The sequence below is a fragment of the Rhizobium sp. 05N49 genome, assembly GCF_056396805.1.
This window is the reverse complement of sequence record NZ_JBFTME010000001.1, coordinates 576,158-600,280: the sequence shown is the minus strand read 5'-3', so window position 1 is coordinate 600,280 and position 24,123 is coordinate 576,158. Positions and strand designations below refer to the sequence as shown.

Sequence of the window (24,123 nt, the reverse complement as noted above, 5' to 3'; positions counted from 1 at the left end):
CCTTTCAGCCTGTTTGCTTGCCCCGTCTCGAAGGGAGCGGCAGATGAGCAGGGAATTTCAAGGTTATATCTATCTCACTTTGGCCATGACGACGGTCGGCAGTACCGTTGTCGCCAGCAAGGTCATTGCATCCGGATTGCCGCCTTTTACGGCGACCGCCCTGCGTTTTGCGGTGGCCTTTCCCTTCTTCCTCTTCCTGATGCGATGGACAGGATCGCGGCTGTTACGGCTTTCCGGACGGGATTGGCTGATCCTCGTCACGCAGGCAGGTGCTGGGAGCGTGGGTTACACGACGCTGTTGATTTCGGGCCTGTCGCTGACGTCGGCGGCCAATGCCGGCGTCATCATCGGCACGCTGCCGGTCGTCTCCGCGGCAATCTCCATTCTCGTGCTTGGCGAGAGGCCGCAGCGCTTCCTGCTTCTGGCAATCGGGCTTGCGGCTGCCGGCGTCTTTTCCATTGCCTTCTCGCCAGCTGCCGGTAGCGGGTCTCTCGTCGGTGACATGCTGATTTTCGGCGCGGTCATCTGCGAGGGGCTGTTCATCCTGCTCAACAAGCGGCTTGGCACGTCGATCCCGCCATTGACGCAGTCGGCGCTGATGACGGCCATCGGCTTCGTCGTTGCGGGTGTGCCAGCCTTGTTTGAGCATCATGATATCGGCATCGCCTCGCAGCCCGCTCTGCTTGCGGTCGTCTATTACGCGCTGGTGCCGACTGTCGGCGGCTTCATCCTCTGGTATGCGGGAGCGGAGCGCGTCAGTGGCGCGGAGGCCTCTCTGTTTACGGCTGTAGCGCCGGCAACAGCCGTCATTTTTGCCTTCCTGGTTCTTGGAGAGGCGGTTGGTTCCAACCAGATTTTCGGGATTGCCTGCGTTCTGGCCGCGGTCATAGGGCTTGCCCTCGCCAGCCTGCGGCGAACGGCTAAGGTTTAGGCGGGGCGGAAGACGTTGCGGTAATGCCGCGGCGTCATTCCGGTTTGCGCCCTGAACTGCCTGTTGAAATTGGCAAGCGAACTATAGCCGACGGCATCGGCGATATGGCCGACGGGCTGGACCGTGGCAGAAAGGCGGGCGCAGGCATCGCCGATGCGCATGCGGATCAGATAGTCCGAGACGGTGGTACCGGTATGGCGGCGGAACAGCCGGTGCAGGCCCGAGACGCTGAGTGCTGCTATATCGGCAAGTTCTTCCAGCGTGATTGCGCGGGCATAGTTCAGATGCACATGCGTTAGCACCCTGTCGATCCGTTCGCGGCTTTCCTGCAATTCACGGCTTTGGCCGGGTGTGCTGGCAAGCGAAGATGCCTGCCGGTCTGCGGCAACGGCGCCGAGGATGTTAAAGAGCAAGAGCAGCCGTTCGGCCGGGGGCTTTGCGAAAATGGCTTCGATATTGCTGCGGACGGCAGCGGCCGCTTCCTTCGAGAAGTGCAAGCCGCGATCGGCACGAGCAAGCATTGCTTCGACGGGGCGCAGTTCCACCGCGCCTGATGTCATTTGCCGCATCCAGTCCGGGTGGAACCAGAGCACGAGGGCGATATGCGGGTTTGCCTCGTTGTATTTGGCCCGCGATACCCAGGTGTGTGGCAGGTTCGGCCCGACGAGCACGAGGTCGCCATCCTCATATTCCCCCGTGTGATCGCCGATGAAGCGCTGGCCGATGGAGTTCAGCGTCAGCGTCAGTTCGAATTCGGGGTGGTGGTGCCACTGGAAGGGGATCGCGTCATCCAGCCGCCGGTTCAGCATGCTCCAGGAGCTGTCGGCGTGGCGTGGCAGGATTTCGAGATACGGCCTCATCAAGCGCCTCTCAGATATTTGACGCCATAATAGTATCATAATTTGCCAAGTTGGCACAACATGAGCTGCGATGAGCCGCTACACTCTCTCCATCGCCTGAAACAACAGGAATGGATCAAATGATGGGAGGATCTCATGGAACTGGCAGTGAAACGCGACGCTCATCCGACGGCCTCGTCGGTCACCACGCAGCTCAAGGACATCAAGAAGAGACTGCCGCTGCGCGTGCTCTCGGAAGCGGACTGGCAGCACTGGACGACGAAGGGCTATGTCATCGTTCGCCAGGCCGTTCCTGCAGCCAATGTCGAGCGGCTTGCGGAGGTGCTCTGGCGTTTTGACGAGAAGGATCCGAACGATTCCTCCACCTGGTATGCGCCGCAGCGCCGTGAGCACAAGATGAAAGAGCTCAACAATACCGGCATGCTGGAAATCTATAATCACCAGGCAATGTGGGATAACCGGATGGAGAAGCGCGTCTATGACGTCTTCGTCGATATCTGGGACCGCGAAGACCTGTGGGTGACGATCGACCGCGCCAATCTCAACCCGCCGAAGAAGGTCAAGGGCAATCCCAACGGCTTCATCCACTGGGATGTCGATACGTCCATCCGGCCGATGCCGATCGGCGTGCAGGCAGTCCTGAGCCTGAAGAAGCAGGACGGCGATGTCGGTGGCTTCCAGTGCGTACCCTATCTCTTCGAGCATTTTGACGAATGGGTGAAGACGCAGCCCGAGGACCGCGATCCGATGCATCCAGACATGACCGGTCTTTCGACCGTCAATATCGACATGGAGCCGGGCGACCTGATGATCTTCAACTCGCTGCTTGCCCACGGCGTTCGCCCGAACCATGCGGAGAACCGTGTGCGCATGGCGCAGTATATTTCCATGCATCCGGCCGAATACGATAATGCCGAAGAGCGTGAGGAGCGCATCCGCCTGTGGCGGGAGCTCGATCATCCGAAGCGCGATGCCTTCCCCGGCGATCCGCGCGAATGGGAAAAGCACAATGCCAAGACCGCCGAGCTGACGCCGCTCGGCCGCAAGCTGCTCGGCCTCGACCGCTGGTAAGCAGATAGCAGGTCACGAGCCGCGGAGGTCAACGTCTCCGCGGCCCTTTCCGCATCGTCAATGCGCACATCTGCGGCTTATGAAATCGGCCGAACGAGAATGGTCGCGCAGCCTCTTGGGATGGTCGCTTGCACACCCTATCTCTTTCGGAGAGATATCAATCCGGAGATGACGTCCATGTCAGGCAAGCCGATTAAGATTCCCGGGCCGGATCATCCGATCACCGTCGAACACAATCCCTCCCGTGTCGTCGTCAAGCTCGGCGGGCGCGTGATCGCGGATACGCATGATGCGCTGACCCTGCGCGAAGCTTCCTATCCGCCGGTGCAGTATATTCCACGCAAGGATGTGGATATGTCGCTGCTGGAGCGCACCGAGCACGAGAGCCATTGTCCCTATAAGGGAGATGCCTCCTATTACAGCATTCGTGATGGCGGCGAGCGTTCGAAGAATGCGATCTGGACCTACGAGGCGCCCAATCCCGCCGTAGCCAACATCAAGGACCATTTGGCCTTTTACCCTGACAGGGTCGATTCCATTGAAGAGCTGCCGTCGCCCGAAGCAGGCCAGTTCTAAGGTATAACCGGACTTCCACCTATGACCTACGCATCAGTCAAATGACGATGGATGCGTAAGCGTATTGGGTTAATATGAATACCCTTCAGGTTGCAGTATCTTTGCCGCGCGCGGGGTATTGCAGACCCGGGGGCCTTATGAAACTCGACCAGGTGGAGCTTCGTTCCGAAGTATTGGATATCCGCATCGTAGAGAGCATCGGCGATGGTTCTTTCAATTTTGAGTTCGATGTCTTTCGCAGTGACGGATATGTTCTGATCCTGCTGGAAATACTGGCGGGAAGGGGTGATTTCCTTGTTCAGGGTTTCAGTGAAGAAAATAGCGCCGCCACATCCCTCCGGAGCCGGCAAAGGGTCTACATATTAAGACCGGTCGACGCCACTCGCAGGATTGCTGTAGGCATGTTTGCAGCCGTCAACAGCAAGGTCCGGGCGACAATCGCCTGCTTCAAGCGGAAGATCGTCGATACATCCGAAGAATTGTCCTGTCCTCTGTGCCGAGCGCTTTCCAAGCTGCTGGTCGCATCCGCACTTTCCTGGATGGGCATTCCGTCTCCGGACATTCTCGATAGGGTCGAGATTTCCACGGCCCCCACTGTCGAGCAAATGAGGAAGCTCCTTGGTGGCGCTGCGACCATAGGCAGTTCGCAAAATGAGCTGCTCGCTCTCATTGGTCCGGATTTGCGTATGGCAATCCTTGACGTCATGGAAGAGACCATGTGGCTGCTCGATATGCGCGACCAGCTCCATACCGCGGCGTGCCAGATGGTCGGCTGCTGTCCCCGCTCGACTTGATGCGGCAATTGCGCACCGGAGCTTATTGCGGTTGACATGGATCACTTTCAGGCAGAACACCGTTCCGCTCTTATAAGATTCCTATAGGCGCCTGTGGCTTGGCCGCAGGCCGGTAACTGAACCATGGACATACCAGTGAAAGAGCGGGAAAGCGTTCTGCGCCATCCCGGCTATCTGAACTTCGCCGCCTCCCGGGTTTTTTCCTCACTTTCCTTCCAGTCCGTGGCGATCGCCATGGGATGGATGATCTACGATCAGACGCATAGCGCCTTCGCGCTCGCACTCGTCGGTTTCTGCCAGTTTCTGCCGATGGCCGTGCTGACCTTTGTCGTCGGTCACGTCGCCGACCGGTTCGATCGCCGGCGGATCGGGCTTGCCTGTCAGCTGATCGAGGCTGTTACCTCGCTGGTTCTGGCGATCGCAACCTGGCAGCAATGGCTGACACCGGTCGGAATTTTGGTCGCGGTCACCATCATGGGCGCCGTTGTCGCCTTCGAGCGGCCGACCATGGCGGCACTCCTGCCCAGTATCGTGCCGGTTTCGATGCTGCAGAGAGCCGTTGCCACGTCGACCTCGATGATGCAGACGGCGCTGATCATCGGCCCTTCGCTCGGTGGCCTTCTCTATGGCGTGAGCCCCATTGCGCCCTTCGCGGTCGCAGCCGTGCTTTTTGCGGTGGCGAGCTTCAATGTGATTTCGATCCGCATGCAGTGGACGCCTTCGAAACGCGAGCCGGTAACACTTACGTCCGTCTTCGCCGGCGTTTCCTTCATCCGCAGCCGACCGGTGATGCTCGGCACCATCTCACTTGATCTCTTCGCAGTGCTGCTCGGCGGCGCGACGGCCCTGCTGCCGATGTTTGCACGCGATATTCTCCATGCCGGCCCGTGGGGCCTTGGCCTGCTGCGCGCGGCACCAGCGATCGGTGCGCTTGCCATGTCCATCGTGCTGGCCCGCCGGCCGCTGACATCGGAAGTCGGCCGCAAGATGATGATGGCAGTGGCCGTTTTTGGTGTCGCCACAATCGTCTTCTCGCTCTCGACCAATATAACGGTCTCGGTCATCGCGCTGCTCGTCGTCGGTGCGTCCGACACGGTCAGCGTCGTCGTGCGAAGCTCTCTCGTGCAGCTTCTGACGCCTGACGAGATGCGTGGCCGCGTCAATGCCGTGAATTCGCTCTTCATCGGCACATCCAACCAGCTCGGTGAATTCGAGTCCGGGATGCTTGCCGGCGTGATCGGCCCGGTCGTGGCCGGCATCGTTGGCGGGGTCGGTACGATTGCCGTCGTGCTCCTGTGGACGCGGCTTTTCCCGGATCTCCTCAAGGTAAAGACCCTTCAGGGCTAGGCCCTATCTCCTTGCCGCATGGGCCGTGGGCATTAATTGACGCGCCCATGTCGGATGCCGCCGGCGTCGAACGTCCTTCGGACGTTAAAACGAAGGGAGATCTGCAATGTCCTATGTTGATGGTTTCATCGTCGCCGTTCCCCGCGGGAATGTCGATGCCTACAAGGAATTCTCTGCCTATGCCGGATCGATCTGGAAGGAATACGGCGCGCTTGAATATGTCGAATGCCTCGGCAACGACGTGCCCTATGGTGAGCTGACCTCGTTTCCACGCGCCGTGATGGCCAAGGATGACGAGGTCGTGGTCTTTTCCTGGATCCTCTACAAGTCCAAGCAGCAGCGCGACGAGGTCAATGCCAAGGTAATGGCCGATCCACGCCTTTCCAGCGACAAGTGGCAGATGCCTTTTGACGGCAAGCGCATGATCTATGGCGGCTTCGAGGAACTGCTGCGGCTGTAACCTCAGAGATGCGGCATTGACTTCGGGGGCAAGGCACGCCACCTCGCGAGAGATAATCTGCGACGGAGACCGCCTTGCCCCAGACGATGCTTACACTATCCACCCGCGGTCAGGGCCTCTACGAATTCACCGATCAGGCTAATGCCTTCGTGCGACAGTCCGGCATGGAGGAGGGGCTGCTGACTGTCTTCGTGCGCCATACCTCCTGTTCGCTGCTCGTTCAGGAAAATGCCGACCCTGACGTGAAGACGGACCTCAACAATTTTTTCCGCCGCCTCGTGCCGCCATCATCCGACCCATCGATGCGATGGGTCATCCATACGAGCGAGGGGCCGGACGACATGCCGGCTCACATAAAGGCGGCGCTGAATCAGGTTTCGATCGGCATTCCCGTCGGCAACGGTCGGCTGATGCTCGGCACCTGGCAAGGCATCTATCTCTTCGAACACCGCGATCGCCCGCATCGGCGCGATGTGGTCCTGCATCTCGGCCCGTAGATTGGCTTGCGCATTCCGGGACGAAAGCGACTGCGCTGCTTTGCCGGGCATTGTTTCTGCGCCGTTAACCGTCCTGAATGCCAACTGAATGGCCGGTTCGAACAGCATTCAGCTTCATGCGTTTAGTCTCGAGACAATCCCAAAAGGGAGATTGAGGAAACACCACGAGGAGACAAACCCGAATGTCGCATTTCCTTGCCAAGGCTTCACTTGCCGCACTGCTTGCCCTGAGTTCCATTCCTTTTGCCGGCTCCGCCGCTTTCGCCGCGCCGCAGTCCGATTTCGTCGTCAAGGCGCAGTATAATCGCCCGCCGGTTCGCGGCTGCTCGCCGATGCAGGCTATCCGCAAAGCCCGCTATTCCGGTTTGCGCGATGTGCGCATTTCAACCATCACACCGCGCCGGGTCGTCGTTGCCGGTCGGGACCGCCGTGGCTGGGATCGCATGACCTTCGCCAACGTGCGCGGCTGCCCGCTCATGTATCGCTGATCGGTGGACCGGGGGCAGGGGAACTTGAAGCAGGAAAACCTCGCCTCCGCCTGTTTTGCCTTGACCGCGATGCTTTCGCCCGTCTTCTCTCGGAACTGTATGCAAGTGATTCCGAAATAGGCTCCGGCAGTTGCCCGCGTGGCTATCAACCATGAGGATCTTTTTTATGATGCAGTTTATGGCGAAGGCCGGGCTTGCCGCCCTTCTTGCCGCCGCTGCGCTGGCCGGCACCGTTGCGCCGGCTGCAGCACAGGTAAATATCATTATCGGTGAACCGGATCGTGGTCCGCCCCCGCCGGATTGGCGCCGTCCGCCGCCACCGCCGCCGGGTTATGGCCGTCCGCCTCTGCCTCCGCCGGGTTACGGGCGTCCGCCCCGTGGCGGCTGCGATCCGCGCATAGCTGCAAACATTGCCGAGGATTACGGCCTGCGCCGTACGCGCGTCGTTGATATCACGCCGCGTCGTGTGATCGTGCAGGGCTGGAGCCGCCGTGGCCCAAGCGAGATGACTTTCGGCAACGTTCGCGGCTGCCCGCTCCTGCGCCGCTGAAGCCAGGCGCGCCCGTTCAGTGCGTAAAAAAACCGCCCTTGCAGACAGCAGGGGCGGTTTTCTTTTGAGCGGCTTTCCCGTCGGGGCAGGGCGCCGAAGCGCCCTGCGGAGACTTACTGTTCGATTGCGAAAGTCACGCTGACGGTGACATTGTAGCTGTTCTCGCCGCCCTGAACGGGAACGGCAGCGGCGTCGGAAGCTTCCTTCATCATCGTGGCGCGATAAACCGGCTGCGGCATCGGGCGCACGACATTTTCGCTGATTTCGACGATGCGGCCTACCTTCACGCCGGCGGCTTCACTCAGTGTCTTCGCCTTCTTGATCGCATTGGCGACAGCGTTCTTGCGGGCTGCCTCCAGGGCTGCTTCCGGCTTGTCGTTGGTGAACTGGATATCACCACCCTGATTGATGCCGAGGGTGACGGACTGGTCGATGATCTCGCCCAGCTTGGAAAGGTCACGGACGCGAACGGTGACCGAATTGCTGGTCTGGTAGCCGATCAACTGCGGCGGCTGTGGCTGATTGTCGACCGGCTGCGGGTAATTGTACTGCGGCTGGATCGAAAAGCCCGACGTCTGCAGGTCACGGTCGGCGATGCCGCTCTTCTTCAGTGCGGCCAGCACCTCGTTCATCGCCTTGTTGTTTTCATCGAGCGCTTCGCGGGCAGTCTTGGCCTGCTTGACCACGGACAGATTGACGACCGCCATATCGGGAGCCAATGCCGATTCGCCCTCTCCGGACACGTTGATGACCGCTTCGCGCGGCTGATTCTCCTGCGCAAGAAGTGGAGCGGATGCCGCGAGCGGCAGGCTCAGAAAGGCTGTCAGAAAGGCAGTCTTGGTGTAGTTCGGCGCCATGTTTGTTCCTCGGCTGTTTGCGTCCCTGCGAGCTTTGTGTCTGCGGATTGTGAAGCTATTGCGGCAGAAATCGATGCGGGGACTGCTTTATCATGATGGTTGGTTTCGACCAAAGAGTGTAAGGGCAATCAACGCATGGTAGACAATCCGAACCTCTCGCTGCTCCTGCGGACGATGACCATCCCGGTCTATCCCTTCGATGTGGCGTTAGAGCGCGGGTGGTGGTCGGCCGAGGTTAATGTCTTTACCGTCAAGAACAATCTGATAGAGCTAGGGCCGAACAGCCACGACACGGCGATTGCGACGAAGCTCGACTACAAGCGGCAGTAATTCAAGGGAATACGCTGCTCCGTCACCCAACTGCTTCGTGCTGCCGACTATGCTAGAAGGGTGCAATATTCTCCATGGTAGCGAGCGAAGAGCCCACCGCCACGCCCTCCCGCCTCAAGCCTGTCCTCATCATCCTGTGGCTGCTGCTGATTTCGGCACCCATTCTGGAAAGCGACAGCTATCGCTATGCGGCGCTGCTGCTGATCGGGACGATCTTTGTCTGGTTCAAGCCGAATTTGAGCCTGCTGAAGCGAGATTGGCTGGCCAACGCCTGTGTTGCCTGGGGCGCTTATGCGCTGCTGCGCTTCCTCTTCGGCCTGATCGTCTACGGCGAGAAGGGTGCGTCCGACTGGCTCTACGCCTTTCCGCTGTTTTTCCCAGCCGTCGGCATCGCGCTTTATTCCAGCCGGAAAGAGGTCGGGACGGTCCTGGCGATCTATTTCCCGATCGCACTTGCAGCGCTGCTGATCTCCACCGACTACCAACCGATTCTTGCAGGCGACGACCGTATTTCGCCGCTGTTCCATAACAACCTGATCCATGGCGCCATCGGCTGCGGTTTTCTGATGATCGGCGCCTTCTACTGGCTGTTGCACGCCTGGGAGACCGGCAAGCTCGAGCGCCGTTCCGGCAGCTGGATCATTGCCGTCGCGACGCTCATCATCGCGCTCTGCCTTTTCAACATTTACGGCTCGAAGGCGAAAGGCGTCTGGCTGAGCCTCGTCCTTGTCGGACCTCTCATGCTGGCCTCGATGCTGCTTTATGCAAACAGACGCCGGGCTGCGCTGGTAGGAGCTGCTGTTGTTGCTCTCGTGGCAGCAGCGCTTTTTGTCGGCGGCGATGATATCTGGAGGTTTGCCGGCCCCACTTATGAGGCCACCGTTCGGATCGAGACCGAAATCTCCGCACATGGCGTTCGGGATGCCGTCGCTGCTGCGATCGCGTCAAGAGATACGCCGGAATCGATGAGTGAAAGGCTGCAACTCTGGGCGAATGCTTCGGAAGTGATTGCCCAGGCGCCTCTCTTTGGTGCCGGCAACCATTGGCTCACCCTCTGGAATTCGACCACCTATGCCAGCGTGCCCTATACGCTGCTCCATAACGGCTATTTCGAGATGCTTGTTCGCCATGGGCTGTTCGGCATCTTGGTTTTCGCCATATTGGCAACAGCCATGTATAGGCGGGTTTTCGCTGCCTGGAGGGCCGGGCTGATCAGCCTCAGCGCGCTGCTGGCCTATAGCATGGTGACGCTATTCTTCCTCGGAACGATCCTGTCCAATTCCAACAACCGGCTGGCAATCGGCGAATCGTTCTTCTTCGTATTCTCCGCCGTCGCGTTTGCCTGCGGGATCATGCTGAAGAAGGGGGAGATCGGGCAGGATACCGGGATGATATCCCGGGATCAGAAGGCTGCCTGAGAGGGCGATGGAAGCCCGCCTGGAAGGGATTCGAGCGCTCTAAAGCTGAGCGCCCGTCTGGTCAGATACCGAAATCGTCAAGAAACGAAGGATGGATCGCGGTCTTCCTTGCCTCGCGCGCATCACGATAGCGCTGCTGGGCAGAACCAAGACCATTGACGATCCGTCGCATGAGGCCGCTTTTGCGGCGTTTGAAAATCAAGGGCATATCAAGCTCACTTTTTTTATTTTTGTTAGCCGGCGAGCATATAATTTGTGCGCGGTGCTGCAACAATGGGCATTTTGGCATGCCACCTATGCATAATATGACAGTTATATGACAATGGCTCCGTCTGCCGTCCCGTCACGGGCTGGCGACCTTCCTCTCGCCGTCGATGGTATCGGCTATGGCGGTGCTGTAAGATGCTTCCCGCTGTCGTCCTTTCGGGGGAAGAGACTGACATGGAGCGCCGCCTTGCCGCTGTCCTGATTGCCGATGTCGTGGGCTACGGCCGTTTGAGCCAGGTCGACGAGGAGGGGACGCGTCTGCGTTTCCAGGCAGACCTGAGGGAGATCGTCGAACCTTCGATAGCCGAGCATAGCGGACGATTGGTCAAGACCATGGGCGACGGGCTGCTGGTCGAGTTTCACAGCGTCGTCGATGCCATGCGCTGCGCAGTGGATGTCCAGAGGCTGAAGGCAAGGCACAATGCTGAGATTCCGGACGACCGTCGTCTCGATTTCCGCATCGGCATCAATCTCGGTGATATCATCGTCGAGGGAGACGATATCCACGGTGATGGCGTCAACCTCGCCGATCGCATGCAGTCGCTCGCCGAACCCGGCGGAATAGCGATCACGGGCCCTGCCTACGACCAGGTGAGATCGAAGCTCGATGTCGGTTTCATCTCGCTTGGCGAGCAGAAGGTCAAAAGCCTTGCCGAGCCCGTGCGAGTCTATCGTGTCGTACTCAGCCCGTTGGCAGCAAAAAGAGCTGCCAAGGCGCGCCGATATCCGGGTCGCCGGAGCATCGTGGCGATGGCTGCTGGCGCCTTCCTACTCGTTCTTGCCGGAGCTGCGCTATGGTGGCAGCCATGGGCGTTGTTGGAAAGCCCTTCGGTCGCCGGGCGGTTTGCCTATCCGCTGCCGGACAAGCCGTCCGTCGCCGTGTTGCCATTCATCAATGTCAGCGGCGACGTCGAGCACGATCATCTTGCCGAGGGCCTGACCGACGATCTGATTACCGAGCTCTCCAAGGTCTCTGGCCTCTTCGTTATCGCGCGCCACTCCGTCTTCGCGGTGGGCGACGATGGCGGCAAGATACAGGATGTGGCAGCCGAGCTCGGCGTTCACTACGTGCTTGAAGGCACGCTGCAGCGCGCAGGCTCGCGATTGCGCATCAATGTCAAACTGATCGACGCCCTGACCGGGCTCTCCCTCTGGGCCGAGCGCTATGACCGCGAATATGCCGACCTTTTCGCGGTCCAGGATGATGTCATCAGCAAGATCATCGCAGCACTTGCCATCCGGCTCAGCGAGGGCGAGCGCACGCAATTGGCGCAGATCCCTACGGAGAATCTCGAGGCCTACGACTACTATATGCGCGCCGAGCAGGCGGGCCTCACCTATGGAGACGTCGCGACCTACCGCGAAGCGCTGTCCTATTACCAGAAGGCGATCGACCTCGATCCGAATTTTGCCGATGCGCATGCGGGGATCGCGCGGATCGCCGTCGATGTCTGGCGCAACGACTATAATATCCTCTGGTCGGCGGCAGTCGCCCGCAAGATCGCCTATGACGCTGCAGGGCAGGCTTTGAAGATCGACCCGAACAATGCGCGGGCGCATACGGTCCTTGCTCTCCTGCAATTGGTCGATGGTCGCCAGACGGAGGCGCTGATATCGGCGAACCGTGCCGTGCAGGCGCAGCCGAGCGACGCTGAAGCCAATGGCAATCTGGCCCTCGTGCTCGCTCATATCGGCAATCATGACCAGGCGACGACCGAAATGGAAAAGGCGCTTCGTTTCGATCCTTCGCCATCGCCCGGCTTCCAGTTGCTGGCGGGTATCGTCTTCTACATCATCGGTGATGACGACCGGTCGATCTCGCTGATGGAGGCGGCCCGCGACGCGCTCCCCAATGCGGAGGCAGCGCGCGAATTCCTCACCGCGGCCTATATCGAGGACGGCGACAGGAAACGCAGCCTGCAGGAGAAGACGAAGCTGCTGGCGCTCTTTCCCGAAAGCAATCTGACCTATTACAGCTATCTCTACGACTACTGGCGCAAGGACGATCTGAACCTGCATTTGAGCAGGCTGCAGAAAGCGGGCATTCCCGAATGGCCCTTCGGATTTCAGGGCGAGAAGGCCGATCAGGTGACCGGTGACCAGTTGCGCGATCTCATCAGCGACAAGAGCTGGACCGGTAAACACCGCAACGGCACACAGTTCGTTCAGTTCTTCGACAAAGCGGGCAATACCGCCTATCGCAGCGCCAACACGAATATTACCGGCACTGTCGAGATCAGGGGAGACTGGCTCTGCGAGAAATTCCCGGGCTATTTCCTCGACAGGATGGTCTGCGGCAATGTCTATCGCAACCGCGCTGCCGACGAGCCCGGCGCGACATATGTGCATGTCACGCCGCAGGCGCTGAAATTCTTCTCGATCGGGGGCTGACCGCCGATCGGACAGCTACTGGGCAGAGGGGTGCTGCCAGTCTTTCTGTGTCTTTTCCGAGATCAGGATGTTCTGCACTTCCGACCAGTGCTTTTTGGAGTCGACCACCTTGGTGGGGTTCTTCACCAGTCCTTCTGCGGCACCCGGATCATAGCTGATATAGAGCTTGCCTTCGATGATGCGCCAGGCATTCGGATCGATGTTGGTGGTCACCGTTCCGAAGGACACGCCGTCGGCGCAGTAGCCGCCATATTGCGGGGCATATTTGCCGGGATCCTTGACGAACATGTCACGATGCTCGGCACTGGCGAAATACCAGGTAGCGCCCAGCCAGTGGTGGGAATATTGCGGCGATCCTTCCATGGCCTTATCATCCGTGAAATAGGCGACCGGGTCATAGCCCTTGATCGCCACATCGCCGAAATAGCCCGTATTGACGAAGTCCTCCGCCGTAGCCTCGTTCGCCAGCAGCAGGACGGCGATGCCGCCTATTGCTGCGGCCTTCACAAATCCATTCCAGTGAGACATTTCAATGCTCCCGTTTTTCAGGCGCGCACGCTCATTTTCGCTTCGTGCATTCGTCATAGAGCCACTGACCCGTGAGGTCGGCTCCCTGACAGGCGGCGCCTGCTTTCAACAAAAGAGTGACGGCGTCCCAGTGTGATCGCCATCCGGCCTGGGTCACCGGCGTGTAGCCGTTTCTTTCCTTCGGCTCGATATCGGCCTTCTGCGCGAGCAGAAAAGCAATGACATCGGCATGACCTTCCTCGGATGCCGCATGCAGCGGGGTCATATTGTAGAAGTTCTCGTGGTCGTTGACGGAGGCACCTCTTGCCACCAGCAGCTCGACGATATCGAGATGGCCGCCATAGGCGGCCGCATGCAGCGCCGTCAGCCCGCCCTTGTTGCGGATTTCGATGTCGCAGCCGCGATCGAGAAGAAGGGTAACGACATCGGCGTTGCCGGACAGCGCCGCAATCAGCAGCGCCGGCTCGCCGGTATTATCAAGTTCAGCGAGGTTCGCGCCCTGATCGGCAAGCTGCTTGACGCGCTCGACATTGCCTTCGCGCGCGGCATCGTGCAGTGGGCCCGCGGACGCTACGGAAATCCCAAGAACGAAACAGATGAAGCTGATCCAAAAGACATTCATCGCGCACCCCCGTCTTGCCATTACTGGCTTACAAGCGCGAAAGTGTAGTTAAGCTATCATGAATATGATGGGGCGGCAATGAATGGCGACGCTGTGTGGGGGATATACGATGTGAAAGCTTGATCGTCCTCCGCCATCTCTGCACGGCAGTGGTCGCCAAGATCGGCAACCGGATCGGACTGAGCTTGAATGATCCGAAAGTACTCGCTCATCAGTCTAACATCGTGGGAGGCTCAAACGCCGTCAATTGAAAGCTGCATAGCTTTTAAATCGGCCATCGTGAAGCGCCACGAGCCGTTCTCGTTCGAGCGTCGTTCGTTCCTAGGCACTACATCGCTCCGTCCACCAATTTTCCATGGCCGTTGACAGGGAAAGCGGCGAAACGGATGCTGGTGAAGGGGGCGATCTGAATGAGCAATGTTCCACTGACGACGGAAGGGCGGATCTTCGCCCGGCAGGTGTGGCGGGAGTTCCAGCGGCGGGAGCCCGAGGACGCCTCGCAGTTCGCCGGGAAGCCGGTCAGGAGTTGGGAAGAGGCGATCTTTCCGCTCTTTGAACGCGGCTGGAAAGATCCCCGCAGTCCGTTCACCCGCAACGCCTTGGCCAATGCAGCCAAGAGGCTGATGAACATCCCGCGCGAGGACTTGTGCCACCAACACATGTTCGACGACGGTCTCTACGGCCTCTTAACGGTGCACGCCAGTGACAGCCACGTCCTGACTGTCATGGAAGGGGAGCGCGAAGAGGCGCTGATCGTGCAGCGCCATTCGTTCACCCACGGATGGTGTGGAGTGGTCGTCGCGAACGTTTCCGATCACGCGGTGGGGCGTTTTTATGAGCGCAGCGACCCAAAGCCGATGCTCAGCAACGGCATTACGTTCGTCATGATGTGCGGCCACCTCGGAGCCGAGATCGCTACCCGGCAGCATCTCATTCGTTCGGATATCTGTTTCATGCTCGGCAACGGTGTTGTCGCCACGGGCAACGTCAAGTTTTCGACCCAAGGCAAAACCGGCAAGGCTATGCCTTGGTTCGATTGCCGGACGGTGCTGCCGGAAGAAGCCTGCACCGAGGAACAGCTCGAACAGGCGAAGGTGCTCTCCGAGGTGCTCCTCGGGCGCGACCAAGTCTCCAAAGCGCGGCATAACCCAAGACGGCAGGATTACGTGTTGTCTTTGCTGGAAAAGTCGAAGAAGCCGCCGAACTAGGTCCGTGGGGACGCTCTAGCACGTTGATGGGATACGAGCCCCTTCGCACTTAGCGGGAGGCCGGAAGTGGAGGAAATAGTTGTCGGAAAACAATGACCGAAAAGCACAGATTGCCCTGTGGCAGCAGACCCTTGAGGACGAATTTCCTCCGCAGGTTCGCGTTCAGTTCGATGTTTTTGAAGAGCAATCCGAGACGACGTTTCGAGACAAGTTCAACGGCCATTGTACGCTGCACAACAGCTTCCTCGAATTTTTTGGGGAAACGCTCGCAGGGAACGCCAAGGTGCTGAGCACCGAGGGTTGGCCCAAGGACAGGCCAAGCTATCCCGCCTTCGTCATCAAATGCCTCGGCCTTCTCAGAAAATTCCGTGCCGCTGAACTGACGGCAGCCCGAGGCTACCCTGTCGAAGCCTACGCCATGCTGAGAGGGGTTCGGGACGAAGCGTTTGCTCTCGCTGCAGTGGCTCTTGGGTACGCAAATCTCCCCACGTTGATGAAACACGTATCGATCGGCGATGACAGCAAGGAGGCGAGAAAGGCTCATGCCGCCAAACAGTCTCTGGAAAAAGAAATCCACAGCCAACTGATCGGAGAGAAATCGGGGTTGCCGCAACCTGTCAGGGCGACGCTTCAGCACTGGGATCGGCTGTTTAACCAAGAAGTGCACGGCTCCCGACTTTCCTTTGTGCTGGAATTGGACAAGTGGTTGGGGCCGAACAAGGTCGTGCCGTTCGTCCTTGGACCGCAGCCGACTGATGACATGTGGGCGCTCTACATGAACCGCACGTCTGAACTCGCTTGGCTTGTCGTCAGACTGATGCCTTTTCTGTTGCTTTCAGAAGGCTCGCTTGGAGCCACATGGTCGTCACGGTGGGAACTGTTGGACCGCTCGCACAGGTTCTTGGTCAAGGGATTGGACAAGGACATATCGCGTCACTTCGAAGAGTTCTTGGACACGAAATTTCCTCCCTCAAAGGTGGGTCCCTACCGTGAAGCACCCGAGTAGCGGGACCGAGGGAGCGCGCAATGGTTCGAAAATCAAACCAGGAGACGCCGTAGTGTGGAACGAGCCGATGCCGAGCTGGCGTACCGCGAGAAAGCAGCATCAATGCCAAGGTGATGGCTGTGACAAGGTCATCGCGCCGGGCGAGGAATAGCTCGACAGGCTCGTCCGCGACCGTGAAAACAGCCGCAGCCATCGCCGATACTGTCTGGAGTGCGCCGGGCCTGTTCTTGACCGTGCCAAGGGCTTCGTCGACGGCCGCTACAAAAGCGATTTTCCTGATCGCTATCAGCAGCACATCTCCAGTACGCAATGGAAGAGCCTGAAACGCGAGATCGTCGCGCAACGCGGCAGTCGCTGCGAGCGGTGCAGCAGCGACGGGCCTTCGCTGGACTTGCATCACCTGCACTATCGTTCCGTTGGAAACGAGCAGCCGGAAGATGTCGTGCTGCTTTGCCGCGACTGCCATGCGGAAGCCGACAAGACCCGCAGCGCCAAGAACCGACCCCAACGCGACGATCAGGTCCTAGAGGGCCTGATCGTCGGCCCCGATGGCGATCATTGGGGCAAACTGGACCCGGACACGATCTATATCCCAATACGCGATGGGCGCTACCTACCCGCTGGCTCGTTGCGCACCAAACCGGCCTGACAGCCCCGCCAGCGCGCGTGCCCGATGACGCCCCGTACAACATCACCCTTGGATTACGATGTCGGGCTCGATCTTGTCTTCGGGAGGCTCCGATTTCTCAGCCTGTTTCTTTGATGCGCAAACCGCAATAAGGGCAAAGATCGTGAAAAACGATCCGAGCAGAAACCATTTGATGAAACTGCGCCCCTTGGATCTCGCTATGCTCTCGATCAGCAGGCCGAAAAGCAGAACCCCGCCTGCTTGGTGTTGGTGCATATTTGAGATCGCCTCGGACGCATCCCCCGCCATCGCCGGGAGGGCGGTTGCAGCGACGAGCGCGGCGAGATGAGTTGAGTTTGCCTTCAGGGCTCGGCCACCGCGCCACCGTTAGCTAGGAAGCTCCACGCAGCGTCGCTTGCTTGCGGCTGCCAATGGGTTGCTCCCAGACGCCATTGCGCCCTTCAGAGCCCCGCCAGCGCGCGTTTGCTTTCGGACGACCCTACCCGGTTTCGCGCTCCTGCGCCCCGGCAGGCGGCAAGGCGGCCCGATTTCCGATTTACGTTGCCATTTTGTTGCCACGGGGCAGTGCCCTAAAACGAAAGGGGTTAGTTTTTTGAGCTAACCCCTTGAATTCGTTGGTGGGCCCGGAGGGACTCGAACCCCCAACCAAGCGGTTATGAGCCGCCGGCTCTAACCATTGAGCTACAGGCCCGGCACCCAGGGTGCGGTCAGCCGGGGCAATGGCACCCGCGGCTTTTTTCCGCTTAACGCAAATCCGGGACAGTCACAAGCCATGAGCGCAAGCATCTGTGGACGATGCATATTTCCGGTTTGCCCTCTGGAACCTTCGCGGGCGGGCTACATTTACTCCCGTCAGACTAGATCTGAAGAGGGCAATCGCAGAATGGTGGCTTCCCAGGGTGCCGTGGTGCTCATCGTCGAGGATGAGCCGCTGATCAGGTTCAATATTCTGGATGTGCTTGAAGACGTGGGGCACGTGGCGCTCGAGGCCGGGAATGCGGATGAGGCAATGGTGCTTCTGAAGTCCCGTAACGATGTCGATATTCTCTTTACCGACGTCAACATGGCCGGTTCCATGGACGGCATACAGCTAGCCAAGCGGGTGAGGGCGATGCGGCCGAATATCGGCATCATCATCACTTCGGGCATGGTGCGGCTCGATCCCATGTCGCTGCCGGCCAACACGGCCTTCCTGCCGAAACCCTATCAGCACGAGGCGCTGATTTCGGCGATTGATTCCATGACGCGGTAGCAAGCAAGGTGAGAGCGGTCAATCCGGGCTCGCCAAAGACGGCGGCGGGATGGGAACGTCGGTTGCTCCGGTCGCGGCCTCGGTTTCTTCGATCTGTCTGCGAGCCTGTTTGTTGGCCCTCGTCGCTTCGCCGCGCAGTTCGGCCTCGGCATCGCTCCAATGGCGCAAATCCTGGCCGTCCGGCCTGCCTTCCTCTTCCCAGATTGCGTAGGCGCGCTCGCGCACGCTGTCCTCGTTCCGGTCCGTCATGGCTATCTCCCGTGGTTTCGATCATCGCAAAACCGGCGGGGGAGCCGAATGTTCCGGCGAGGTGCCTGAGATCGGGAGGTGCGGCCGAGCCTGAAGGGAGGTCTGCTTCAAGCCCGGCCGCTTGCCCCGGGGGGCCTTAATTATAGCTGCTCTTCAGCAGGTCGTTTTCCTGATGCGCCTTCTTCTCATAGATCGTGAAGAGAGCCATCGAGAGGAGATAGGAGAGGAAGGGGTCTCCCATCTGCGTTGCGATATCGCGGGATGCGAGGATATGTCGTTCCAGCGCACCGATGTCTTTTTGTACGGTGGTTTCGCTCAAGCGGTTCATGCTGCCATCTCCAGAAATTGAGTCACGACGGAACGCGTCGGGACGTAGCGGGTGTAGAGGGGTGTATCGATGCCGAGGGATGCGCGCATCCTGGTGAGCACATGTTCGGAAACTTCAAAGGCGCCGCAGCAAACCGGATATTTGCCGTAGCCGTCGGCGCGGCCGAGTTCCTCGACTTCGGCGCCGGCGCGCTTGTAGACGCGCTTCAGGTGCGGTTCGTAATTGGAGATCATGGTGTGGATGCCGTGATCGAGGGCGCATTCGCAGAGTGCGAGCAGCAGCATCGAGAAGGCGCGGCCTGCATCGACTTCGGGAAAATCGTCGGCGATTGCCTCCTCGTCGATGCACATGCGGGTGCCCTCCCAGATGCCGGGGGCGACGAGATTGGCTGCCTGCGGGAAGGTTGCGCGGAAGACGTCATAGAGGAGGGTCGGTCCGGTCGTCGGCATCAGGCGCATGCCGCCGTAAAGGCGGGTGCGGGTTTCGTCGCACCAGACGAGATAGGCCGGGCAGAGCGAGTCATAGCTGTCGCGCTCGAATGGGCCGATTACCGGAACGTTCCAGCCAAGGGTGTCCGCAAAGACTTTCTTGCGCAGGCGGAACATCTGGTCGAGTATGAAAGCGTATTTCTGATACTCATGTGCCTGAATGATAACGAACATTTTTCCCTCCAGCGTGTTGGGTTCGTGAGAGCAGAATGGTTCAGGACGGCGGGATCGGAAATTCCCTCATATGGGCGCCTACAGATGAGCCCCCGCATATGGGGGGATCGCTCAAGCCATTTGCGGGCAGCCTGAAGCATGCCGCAGAGCGGGTTTCGTCAGTGTGGAAAAGATTGGAGGAGGCCATGCCTTCCGGCACGTCCGACATTTGACCAGATAAGGTTTCGATCCGGCCGGAAGGAAAAGGCTAGGGATTGATGATGCGCAGCTGCACGGCCCGCGAGGCGGCCGCGGAAATGGTGGCACAGCCGAGCTTGAAGCGGGCGGTTTTCAGATAATCGCGGGTCGTATGCTCGGAAATCCCCAGGATGACGGCGATGTCCTTATAGTCCTTGCCGAGTGCGGTCCAATGCAGGCATTCGATTTCGCGCGGGGACAGCGTCGGTACCGGGTCGTTCTCGCCGTGAAGCTCGTAGATGGCCTTCCGGTGGATGACATGGGCGAGCTCGATCCATTCATTGCGATAGAGCTTGACCATGGCGTTCCAATCATCAAGCGGAACGCGGGCATTGATCGACAGCAGCGCCCGGCGCTGGGCCTTGTCGGCGACGGGGATCGAATAGCCGTTGCCGCCGATCCCGTGCTTCTGGGCATCGACGAGCATTGCATAGGCTTCCGGCGTCGGCTCCACCTCGCTCCAGTCAAAAGGCAGCTGGCGCTCGAAGCCCTGTTTGACGATGGGATCGACCTTCACATAGCTGTTGAGCAGATAGCGCGATACCCAGGCATCCGGATAGGTGGTGCGCACGAAAGGAGCGTCGATCTTTGCCGCAATGGTCTGAGCGAGGTGATAGGTGACATAGTCAACGGCATAGCCTGCCTGGAAAATGCGGATAGAAGCATCGACATTGGCCGCGGCCTTGATCTGTTCGAAAACGGGTTCGAACTTTTGGGAATAATTGTTTTCCGTCATCGTGTCGCCTGCCTTAAACCATTCAATCCTACCGCGAGGAATGTCGAAAATACAAGGCAYCCCCACATATGCGGGGAATGACTTTTCCAGGTCCGTCTGTTAGCGCCTTTTTCGGGGAGGCTCCAGATGGACAGCAAGAGAACGTTCGATATCGCCGAATGCCATCAGGCAGCAAAAGGGCTGAGATCGAGTTGGCAGGACATGGCTGGCTCCGAGGCGCTGATCCGCGCGCTCGTTGCCGAGCGCAACGGCGATACGTTGCTCGCCTTGTTCTGGACAGAGGTTCACCGGGCGCTCTGCGAAGAGAAGTAGCCGCTTCTTTACCGTTGCTTCGGTCTCGAAATTTCTTCGATATCGACGTTCGCACACCGAATGGATCGCGGCTTTATCCCGATGGCACGCAACTGCCTTCGGAGAGGCGCGCCCGGATATGGCCGTGCCGACATTTCCCAGCAGAATTGCACGCGGGACAAGGCGTTCGTTCGCCTGATCGGAACGTGGGGCACGGACGGTGAGTTCGATCATGAAGATGCCATTGGCGAAGGTCCCGGCTATGTCGTGTAAAGCAGCAAGATGACAGGTGTATCGCGCGTGCATCGCCAAGGTCAGTCAGGTTAATGGCGTATGAACACGTTTTCACATTTTGTCGTCACTTAAGTTGCGTTGCCTGCTGGAGGCAAGATGGCCGAAGTCCCGGCCGACGAAATATCCAGTGTATTCGGGGTTCCTCCAGCAAATATGCTTGACGGATCGTTACCGTGAAGCGCAAAGGTGTTTGTGGAAACGATTACACAAAATGCCATTGTGCCATATTGGGAGGGGATCAGGATTGCGTGTCGTGCGCAAAATCATTTGCGTTGCGTCTCGCAAGAGCTGCTTGACGACGGCAGGACTGATCTAGCGGAATGCAGATGACAGAAAAGCGCGTGCACCTGGTCTTCAAGACCCATCTCGATATCGGTTTTACCGACCATGCCGAGAAGGTCCGGCGTCAATATCACGAGCGCTTCATCCCGCAGGCGATCGAGACCGGTGCGCATTTCTATGCCGAAAACCCCGAGGAGCCGAAGTTCATCTGGACAACGGGCGCCTGGCTGATCTGGGATCATCTGAATTCGCGTTCGCCCGCCGAAGTCACGGCACTGGAGCAGGCGATCGAACGCGGGCTCATCCGCTGGCACGGCCTGCCGTTCACCACCCATACCGAGCTGATGTCGCATGAGCTTTTCCGAGCGGGCCTTTCCTATTCACAGGAACTCGACCGTCGTTTCGGCAAGCAGACGATTGCAGCGAAGATGACCGACGTTCCCGGCCACACGCTCGGCATGGTGCCCTTGCTGGCCGAGGCCGGCATCCGCTTCCTGCATCTCGGTGTCAACACGGCTTCCCCGCCGCCCGAGGTGCCCGACATTTTCCGCTGGCGTGCGCCTGATGGCGCGGAAGTCGTTGTCATGTACCAGCGCTCCTATGGCGAGACCTATTTCCCGGAAGGTTTCGACGATGGGCTGAGCTTTGCGCATACGCAGGACAATATCGGCCCGCAGAGTGTGCCGCAGACGGCTGAAGCCTATCGCGACATTCGCCGCATCGAGCCCGATGCCGTCATCCGCGGCGCGACGCTGGAGGATTATGGTGCGATCCTCTGGGAAAAGCGCGAGCGTTTCCCAGTGCTGGAGCTGGAACTGGGCGATAGCTGGATCCATGGTAGCGCCTCCGATCCATTGAAGACGGCGAAATTCCTGGCTTTGCAGCGGCTCTATGATCGCTTTGCGGGCGAGGGGTTCAATGGGCGCAGGCTTGCCTTCGGCCGCGGGCTCGCCATGGTGGCGGAGCATACGTGCGGGGTTGATATCAAATCCTATCTGCGCGACGACAAAGCCTGGGCGAGAGCCGATTTCGAAGCCGCCCGCAAAACGGATTACCGTTTTGCCTATACCGAAGCGTCATGGGATGAGCAGCGCGGTTATGTCGACCAGGCCGTCGCCGAACTCGATGCCGAAGACCAGCAGCAGGCACAGGCAGCGCTCGCGGAGCTCTTTGCGCCAGCGCTCGTCGGAACTGCGAGCCGCGAGACGCAGCTCGCTATCGGCGGCTGGTCGATCGACCTCAATGAGGTGACGGGAGATATCGCTGCGCTTACATCGCCGCAAGGGCGCCGGATTGCCGGCCGCAGTGGTTCGCTGATCGCCTATCGCTACGAGAGCTACGATGCTGACGACATCAACAGGCATATGGACACCTATCTGACGCATCGGCAGGAATGGGCCGTGCTTGATCACGACAAGCCGGGGCTTGGCGCTTCGGGGGCGGCGCTTTCGAAGGTTTTTGTGCCGAGCCTCGAAAGCGCGGGCGATGGCGGCGTTCTCTTGTCGATGCCGGCCGAAGCAGTCGAGCGATTTGGGGCTCCAAGGCAACTGGCTCTGGAGTTTTTGCCGGATGACGGTGTGCTGCAATTGCGGCTCTCGCTGCGCGACAAGCCGGCCAATCGCATGCCGGAGGCGAGCTTCCTGTCGTTTACCCCTGCCGGCGCAAAGGACTGGCTCTTCAGGAAGATGGGGCTGTGGCACCCGGCCGGCAATTTCGCCAGATCCGGGGGCGCACAGCTGCAGGCGGTCAACGCCGTCAGCGGCGAAATCGCCGATGTCGGAGCCGTCGTCGTTCAGCCGCTCGACACGCCGCTGGTTGCGCCGCAGAGCTGGGATTTCATGACATTCTGCAGGGGATTGCCGGATTTTGAAGAGGGAATCCGTTTCAACCTGCATAACAACAAGTGGGGAACCAACTTCCCCATGTGGTGGGAAGGCGATTTTTCCGCCCGTTTCCGACTCAGCCTGGATTAGACGGCCTGGTCACACCGCTCGCGGAAGCTTGTGGCGTTCGCCGATCTGGGCGGCAGGTTTGCGGGGTTCGGGGGCTTTCGGGCGGAATTTGACAAGAACCTCGTTGCCATCGGTCGAAGCGCGCGTCCGCTCCAGCCTGTCGCGTTCGGCAGTTGCCTGAAGCCAATGCTCAGCGTCGCGGCCATTCGGCCTTCCTTCCGCTTCCCAAATCGCGTAGGCGCGCTTGCATATCCAGTCGTGCCGGGAGGTATTGCTCATCGTTGCGTCCTTCTTGAGCCGCTGTTTGACCTCATCGAATCCACGCGGTTGGCCTCCCGCCGAAGACGGTACCTCAAGCTCACCTTGTAGATGGACCCGGCAATGCGCCGGGATTTCGATGGGCGGCATGGCTTTTCGTCATGCTCGCGGTAGGAACGGTTTTCACCCGACGTGTGTTCCAGATATATTTCGTGAAATTTTGCCCTGAGATCGGGCGATCATTCGGACCGGGACCGCTCGCTATTGGCCTCGTCGTGTTTGACGGCCCAATCCTTGCGCGGCTTCTCGCCGGGCGGCGTGCGGTGAACGGTCGCGTCGTCGGAATGCGTGATATCGCGCGGCTTGGCGCTGGAGACGCCGCTGTTGCGGCGGCCCTCGTCAGAACGTGCGAACTGTCCTTCGGCGTCCTTGCGGATCTTGTTCTTGCCATCGCTCATCATGGCTAATCGCTCATGTGGTCCGGCAATACCGGCGGCCGGCGCTTGGCGGCCATCAGCAGGTCCAACTCTATGGAAGAGGGTCCGAAGCGGGTAAAGAGGCTTTCTGCCTGTTCGTTTTTCAAGCCATATTTGGCGGCGAACTCGTGAAGGCTGTAAGGGCGGCCACGCAGGGTCCGACTACGGCGTTCAGGTTGGTGAATTTCCGTCATTGCTAATCTCCCCAGGCTTCATGACTAGGAAAAACCAGTCAGTCCGTTAAAAGTTCCGAAAC

General features: G+C 59.4%; 30 protein-coding genes and 1 tRNA gene. 19 read left to right on the top strand and 12 right to left on the bottom strand.

The features are described from left to right. The first annotated feature begins 43 nt into the window (after positions 1–43). Positions 44–931, top strand: a complete 888-nt coding sequence (locus AC1DF8_RS03070; RefSeq protein WP_477994942.1) for a DMT family transporter — start codon at positions 44–46, stop codon at positions 929–931. Here the strand turns inward: AC1DF8_RS03070 and AC1DF8_RS03065 are convergent. Next, positions 928–1,791 (bottom strand): cupin domain-containing protein, encoded by an 864-nt coding sequence (locus AC1DF8_RS03065; RefSeq protein WP_477994941.1) that lies wholly within the window; start codon positions 1,789–1,791, stop codon positions 928–930. The genes AC1DF8_RS03070 and AC1DF8_RS03065 overlap by 4 nt on opposite strands. Before the next feature lie 135 nt (positions 1,792–1,926). Here AC1DF8_RS03065 and AC1DF8_RS03060 point away from each other — a divergent pair, with 135 nt between their 5' ends. The 8 genes from AC1DF8_RS03060 to AC1DF8_RS03025 all read left to right on the top strand — a co-directional run bounded on the left by AC1DF8_RS03060 (position 1,927) and on the right by AC1DF8_RS03025 (position 7,574). Continuing rightward, positions 1,927–2,862, top strand: coding sequence for a phytanoyl-CoA dioxygenase family protein (locus AC1DF8_RS03060; RefSeq protein ID WP_112543633.1), 936 nt, complete (start codon positions 1,927–1,929; stop codon positions 2,860–2,862). 177 nt (positions 2,863–3,039) lie between these two features. Next, the gene (locus AC1DF8_RS03055; protein WP_112543634.1) at positions 3,040–3,438 is read left to right on the top strand and encodes a DUF427 domain-containing protein; all 399 of its coding nucleotides are present in this window, start codon (positions 3,040–3,042) and stop codon (positions 3,436–3,438) included. 137 nt (positions 3,439–3,575) lie between these two features. Beyond that, entirely contained in the window at positions 3,576–4,232 is a 657-nt protein-coding gene (locus tag AC1DF8_RS03050; RefSeq protein ID WP_113016548.1) for a hypothetical protein, read from the top strand. A 123-nt stretch (positions 4,233–4,355) separates the two neighbouring features. Then, positions 4,356–5,579: an MFS transporter gene (locus AC1DF8_RS03045; RefSeq protein WP_183878074.1), complete on the top strand. Its 1,224-nt coding sequence runs from the start codon at positions 4,356–4,358 to the stop codon at positions 5,577–5,579. Between the two features lie 106 nt (positions 5,580–5,685). After that, positions 5,686–6,039 (top strand): DUF1428 domain-containing protein, encoded by a 354-nt coding sequence (locus AC1DF8_RS03040; protein ID WP_018114104.1) that lies wholly within the window; start codon positions 5,686–5,688, stop codon positions 6,037–6,039. Positions 6,040–6,113: 74 nt separating this feature from the next. After that, on the top strand, positions 6,114–6,536 hold the full coding sequence (locus tag AC1DF8_RS03035; protein ID WP_112543638.1) for a secondary thiamine-phosphate synthase enzyme YjbQ: 423 nt from the start codon (positions 6,114–6,116) through the stop codon (positions 6,534–6,536). Between the two features lie 182 nt (positions 6,537–6,718). Continuing rightward, positions 6,719–7,024 carry a hypothetical protein gene (locus tag AC1DF8_RS03030; protein ID WP_112543639.1) on the top strand — a complete coding sequence of 102 codons (306 nt, stop codon included), beginning with the start codon at positions 6,719–6,721 and terminating at the stop codon, positions 7,022–7,024. A gap of 166 nt (positions 7,025–7,190) precedes the next feature. Then, on the top strand, positions 7,191–7,574 hold the full coding sequence (locus AC1DF8_RS03025) for a hypothetical protein (protein WP_112543640.1): 384 nt from the start codon (positions 7,191–7,193) through the stop codon (positions 7,572–7,574). 113 nt (positions 7,575–7,687) lie between these two features. On the opposite strand, the gene AC1DF8_RS03020 is transcribed toward AC1DF8_RS03025, so the two are convergent. After that, positions 7,688–8,431, bottom strand: coding sequence for an SIMPL domain-containing protein (locus tag AC1DF8_RS03020; protein ID WP_112969200.1), 744 nt, complete (start codon positions 8,429–8,431; stop codon positions 7,688–7,690). A gap of 135 nt (positions 8,432–8,566) precedes the next feature. Here AC1DF8_RS03020 and AC1DF8_RS03015 point away from each other — a divergent pair, with 135 nt between their 5' ends. From AC1DF8_RS03015 to AC1DF8_RS03000, 4 genes are all read left to right on the top strand, one after another. Continuing rightward, positions 8,567–8,761, top strand: a complete 195-nt coding sequence (locus AC1DF8_RS03015) for a hypothetical protein (protein WP_113210753.1) — start codon at positions 8,567–8,569, stop codon at positions 8,759–8,761. A 74-nt stretch (positions 8,762–8,835) separates the two neighbouring features. Beyond that, entirely contained in the window at positions 8,836–10,179 is a 1,344-nt protein-coding gene (locus AC1DF8_RS03010; protein ID WP_477994940.1) for an O-antigen ligase family protein, read from the top strand. 91 nt (positions 10,180–10,270) lie between these two features. Then, on the top strand, positions 10,271–10,483 hold the full coding sequence (locus tag AC1DF8_RS03005; protein WP_477995069.1) for a hypothetical protein: 213 nt from the start codon (positions 10,271–10,273) through the stop codon (positions 10,481–10,483). Between the two features lie 137 nt (positions 10,484–10,620). Then, positions 10,621–12,837: an adenylate/guanylate cyclase domain-containing protein gene (locus AC1DF8_RS03000; RefSeq protein WP_477994939.1), complete on the top strand. Its 2,217-nt coding sequence runs from the start codon at positions 10,621–10,623 to the stop codon at positions 12,835–12,837. A 15-nt stretch (positions 12,838–12,852) separates the two neighbouring features. Here the strand turns inward: AC1DF8_RS03000 and AC1DF8_RS02995 are convergent, their stop codons facing one another. Together AC1DF8_RS02995 and AC1DF8_RS02990 are read right to left on the bottom strand one after the other, a co-directional pair. Further along, positions 12,853–13,365, bottom strand: coding sequence for a YHS domain-containing (seleno)protein (locus AC1DF8_RS02995; protein ID WP_112969204.1), 513 nt, complete (start codon positions 13,363–13,365; stop codon positions 12,853–12,855). Positions 13,366–13,396: 31 nt separating this feature from the next. Further along, positions 13,397–13,987 (bottom strand): ankyrin repeat domain-containing protein, encoded by a 591-nt coding sequence (locus tag AC1DF8_RS02990; protein WP_477994938.1) that lies wholly within the window; start codon positions 13,985–13,987, stop codon positions 13,397–13,399. A 410-nt stretch (positions 13,988–14,397) separates the two neighbouring features. On the opposite strand from AC1DF8_RS02990, the gene AC1DF8_RS02985 reads away from it, so the two are divergent. The 3 genes from AC1DF8_RS02985 (at position 14,398) to AC1DF8_RS02975 (ending at position 16,850) form a co-directional block, all read left to right on the top strand. Continuing rightward, entirely contained in the window at positions 14,398–15,195 is a 798-nt protein-coding gene (locus AC1DF8_RS02985) for a hypothetical protein (RefSeq protein ID WP_477994937.1), read from the top strand. A 79-nt stretch (positions 15,196–15,274) separates the two neighbouring features. Then, entirely contained in the window at positions 15,275–16,201 is a 927-nt protein-coding gene (locus AC1DF8_RS02980) for a hypothetical protein (protein ID WP_477994936.1), read from the top strand. Between the two features lie 205 nt (positions 16,202–16,406). Continuing rightward, the gene (locus AC1DF8_RS02975) at positions 16,407–16,850 is read left to right on the top strand and encodes an HNH endonuclease (protein ID WP_477995062.1); all 444 of its coding nucleotides are present in this window, start codon (positions 16,407–16,409) and stop codon (positions 16,848–16,850) included. Between the two features lie 615 nt (positions 16,851–17,465). Here the strand turns inward: AC1DF8_RS02975 and AC1DF8_RS02970 are convergent. Then, positions 17,466–17,541, bottom strand: a tRNA-Ile gene (locus AC1DF8_RS02970). A gap of 192 nt (positions 17,542–17,733) precedes the next feature. Here AC1DF8_RS02970 and AC1DF8_RS02965 point away from each other — a divergent pair. After that, on the top strand, positions 17,734–18,102 hold the full coding sequence (locus AC1DF8_RS02965; protein ID WP_113115220.1) for a response regulator: 369 nt from the start codon (positions 17,734–17,736) through the stop codon (positions 18,100–18,102). Between the two features lie 18 nt (positions 18,103–18,120). Here AC1DF8_RS02965 and AC1DF8_RS02960 read toward each other — a convergent pair whose 3' ends face one another. The 4 genes from AC1DF8_RS02960 to AC1DF8_RS02945 form a co-directional block, all read right to left on the bottom strand. Continuing rightward, complete coding sequence (locus AC1DF8_RS02960) at positions 18,121–18,351, bottom strand: DUF2934 domain-containing protein (protein ID WP_477994935.1); 231 nt, start codon at positions 18,349–18,351, stop codon at positions 18,121–18,123. A gap of 136 nt (positions 18,352–18,487) precedes the next feature. Beyond that, complete coding sequence (locus tag AC1DF8_RS02955; RefSeq protein ID WP_007824152.1) at positions 18,488–18,679, bottom strand: hypothetical protein; 192 nt, start codon at positions 18,677–18,679, stop codon at positions 18,488–18,490. Further along, positions 18,676–19,341: an acyl-homoserine-lactone synthase gene (locus AC1DF8_RS02950; RefSeq protein ID WP_477994934.1), complete on the bottom strand. Its 666-nt coding sequence runs from the start codon at positions 19,339–19,341 to the stop codon at positions 18,676–18,678. The genes AC1DF8_RS02955 and AC1DF8_RS02950 overlap by 4 nt, the downstream gene beginning before the upstream one ends. A gap of 247 nt (positions 19,342–19,588) precedes the next feature. After that, positions 19,589–20,314, bottom strand: coding sequence for a LuxR family transcriptional regulator (locus AC1DF8_RS02945; protein ID WP_112541311.1), 726 nt, complete (start codon positions 20,312–20,314; stop codon positions 19,589–19,591). Between the two features lie 126 nt (positions 20,315–20,440). Here AC1DF8_RS02945 and AC1DF8_RS02940 point away from each other — a divergent pair, with 126 nt between their 5' ends. Together AC1DF8_RS02940 and AC1DF8_RS02935 are read left to right on the top strand one after the other, a co-directional pair. Beyond that, complete coding sequence (locus AC1DF8_RS02940; RefSeq protein WP_112541194.1) at positions 20,441–20,626, top strand: hypothetical protein; 186 nt, start codon at positions 20,441–20,443, stop codon at positions 20,624–20,626. 599 nt (positions 20,627–21,225) lie between these two features. After that, entirely contained in the window at positions 21,226–23,154 is a 1,929-nt protein-coding gene (locus AC1DF8_RS02935; RefSeq protein WP_477994933.1) for a DUF5054 domain-containing protein, read from the top strand. 9 nt (positions 23,155–23,163) lie between these two features. Here the strand turns inward: AC1DF8_RS02935 and AC1DF8_RS02930 are convergent, their stop codons facing one another. The 3 genes from AC1DF8_RS02930 to AC1DF8_RS02920 all read right to left on the bottom strand — a co-directional run bounded on the left by AC1DF8_RS02930 (position 23,164) and on the right by AC1DF8_RS02920 (position 24,061). Then, positions 23,164–23,412 (bottom strand): DUF2934 domain-containing protein, encoded by a 249-nt coding sequence (locus tag AC1DF8_RS02930; protein ID WP_113146011.1) that lies wholly within the window; start codon positions 23,410–23,412, stop codon positions 23,164–23,166. Between the two features lie 218 nt (positions 23,413–23,630). Further along, positions 23,631–23,852 carry a hypothetical protein gene (locus AC1DF8_RS02925; protein ID WP_477994932.1) on the bottom strand — a complete coding sequence of 74 codons (222 nt, stop codon included), beginning with the start codon at positions 23,850–23,852 and terminating at the stop codon, positions 23,631–23,633. 2 nt (positions 23,853–23,854) lie between these two features. Next, positions 23,855–24,061 (bottom strand): hypothetical protein, encoded by a 207-nt coding sequence (locus AC1DF8_RS02920; RefSeq protein WP_112969210.1) that lies wholly within the window; start codon positions 24,059–24,061, stop codon positions 23,855–23,857. Between the last annotated feature and the right edge of the window lie 62 nt (positions 24,062–24,123).